The 2,133-nt window shown below is 50.0% G+C and carries 2 pseudogenes; both read right to left on the bottom strand.

From position 1 onward, the window contains the following. Positions 1 to 1,224 (bottom strand): annotated as a pseudogene (locus ACTHUM_RS12075) (DNA translocase FtsK); the annotation flags it as partial. 101 nt (positions 1,225 to 1,325) lie between these two features. Continuing rightward, positions 1,326 to 2,028: pseudogene (locus ACTHUM_RS12070) on the bottom strand (DNA translocase FtsK 4TM domain-containing protein); the annotation flags it as partial. Between the last annotated feature and the right edge of the window lie 105 nt (positions 2,029 to 2,133).

Raw genomic sequence — 2,133 nt, 5'->3', positions numbered from 1 at the left:
GTCAAGAATAGTGCGGCTGTCGATTTTGCTTTGTACGGTAAAGGCCATACGTGTCGGAATGTTGGCTTTAATCAGGCCGGTAACCACATCAACGCTTGGGCGTTGAGTGGCGACAATCATGTGAATACCTGCCGCACGCGCTTTTTGGGCAAGACGTGCGATTTGCTGCTCAACGGATTTGCGTTCGGTCATCATTAAGTCAGCCAACTCGTCGATAACGACCACAATCAACGGCAGTTTTTCCAGAGGCTCAGGATCGTCAGGATTTAAGCTGAACGGGTTGAGCAATGGTTTGCCTGCTGCTTTGGCTTGTTCGACTTTTTGGTTGAAACCGTCCAAATTACGCACGCCGGCATGGGAAAGCAGGCGATAGCGTTTTTCCATTTCGGCAACACACCAGTTCAATGCTTGGCCTGCCTCACGCATATCGGTCACAACCGGGCAGAGCAGATGCGGAATGCCGTCGTAAATGCTTAATTCCAGCATTTTCGGGTCAATCATAATGAAGCGGACTTCGTCGGGCGTGGCTTTGAAGAGCATGGACATAATCATGCCGTTCACGCCGACAGATTTACCCGATCCGGTCATACCTGCGACTAAAAGATGCGGCATTTTTGCCAAGTCGCCGACAACGGGGGTACCTGCAATATCTTTACCCAAGGCAACGGTCAGTTTGGACTTGGCGTCGGTAAACACGGATGAAGAGAGGATTTCGCTCAACATGACATCTTGGCGTTTCTCGTTGGGCAATTCAATGCCCATGGTGTTTTTACCGGCAATGGTTTCTACGATGCGTACCGCTTGCAGAGACATCGAGCGCGCCAAATCTTTGGACAGGGCGACAATTTGACTGCCTTTGACACCTTGTGCCGGTTCGATTTCGTAGCGGGTAATCACAGGGCCGGAAGTAGCGGAAACAACCTGTACGCCGATGCCGAATTCAGCCAGCTTGGCTTCGATTAATTCTGCGGTTTGTTGCAATTCATCCGGATTGACGGCAACCGGTTCTTCAGACGGCATACGCAACAGATTCATGTTGGGTTTGTGGTATTCGCCGTTGTTTTTAGGTTCAGTATCGTCAAACAGGGAAGTTTGGATTTTAGGGGGCGGCGCAACGGATACGGCGACGGTTTTACGGTTGCTGCTGCTGCCTGCCAACGGAGCAACCGGAGTGGCGGTAATGGTTTTGGCCTCTTTAACCATGCGGCGCGTATTTTGGGTTTCCAAAGCTTCGGAGTGGACATCTTCTTTTTTATTTTGGAATTGAGACAGTTTTTTCATCAGGCTGCCAAACAGGCCGCCCATATGGCTGCCGGATTTGGCCATGACTTCCAACCATGACACCTGAGCCAGCAGGGAAATGGATAAAAGCAACATCACCAGCATAATCAACAGGCTGCCCGACTTGCCTAACAGCCAAGCCAAGCCTGAACCGGCCAACAGGCCGACCAAGCCACCGGCTCCAACGGGAAGGGATTCGCTCAATGCGTTGTCAAACAGGAAATGTTCGATAATCGGGCTGCACACCAGCAGGAGGAATAATGCCAAAGCGGCTACGCCGTGATTGTAGGGCTTATGGTTTTCCTGCTTTTTCATGGGGCGGAAGTTTTTGTAGAGGAAAACGCAAGAGGCGGCTATCCACCACCAAAATGATAAGCCGAACAGATAATATCCGACATCGGAAAGATAGGAGCCAAAGAGGCCGCCAAGGTTGGCGACATCGTTGCTTTTGGGAACGCTGCGCGACCATGCAGGGTCGTCCATGCTGAAGCTGGCCAGGGAAATAGCCAAATAAATGGTGATAACCAAGCCAAACAGCCATAAAGCATCATTAATCAAGTTAACGACATGCTCGGGACGCGCTTTTTTTTCTTCATTTCTTTGCAGCTCTTTGGCGGCCTTGAGGCGTTGAGAGACTTTATTGTCGGCTTGAGTTTGTGCTTTGGTGGATTTGCGTGTGGTCGGTTTGGCTGCCGGTTTGGTAGAGACGCGTTTTTTTGTTTGGGTTTTAGGAGATTTTGCAGTCATGAGATAAAGGCCGTCTGAAAAGACCAGAGGTAATGTGCGTAAAGGGCAAATTATACCGTATTTACTAGGCACAAGAAATTGAAACGGGCGTAATCATTATAGGAT

This window comes from Neisseria sp. P0021.S006 (genome assembly GCF_051956895.1).
Note: the sequence above shows the minus strand (reverse complement) of the source record. Positions and strands in the feature narration are given on the sequence as shown.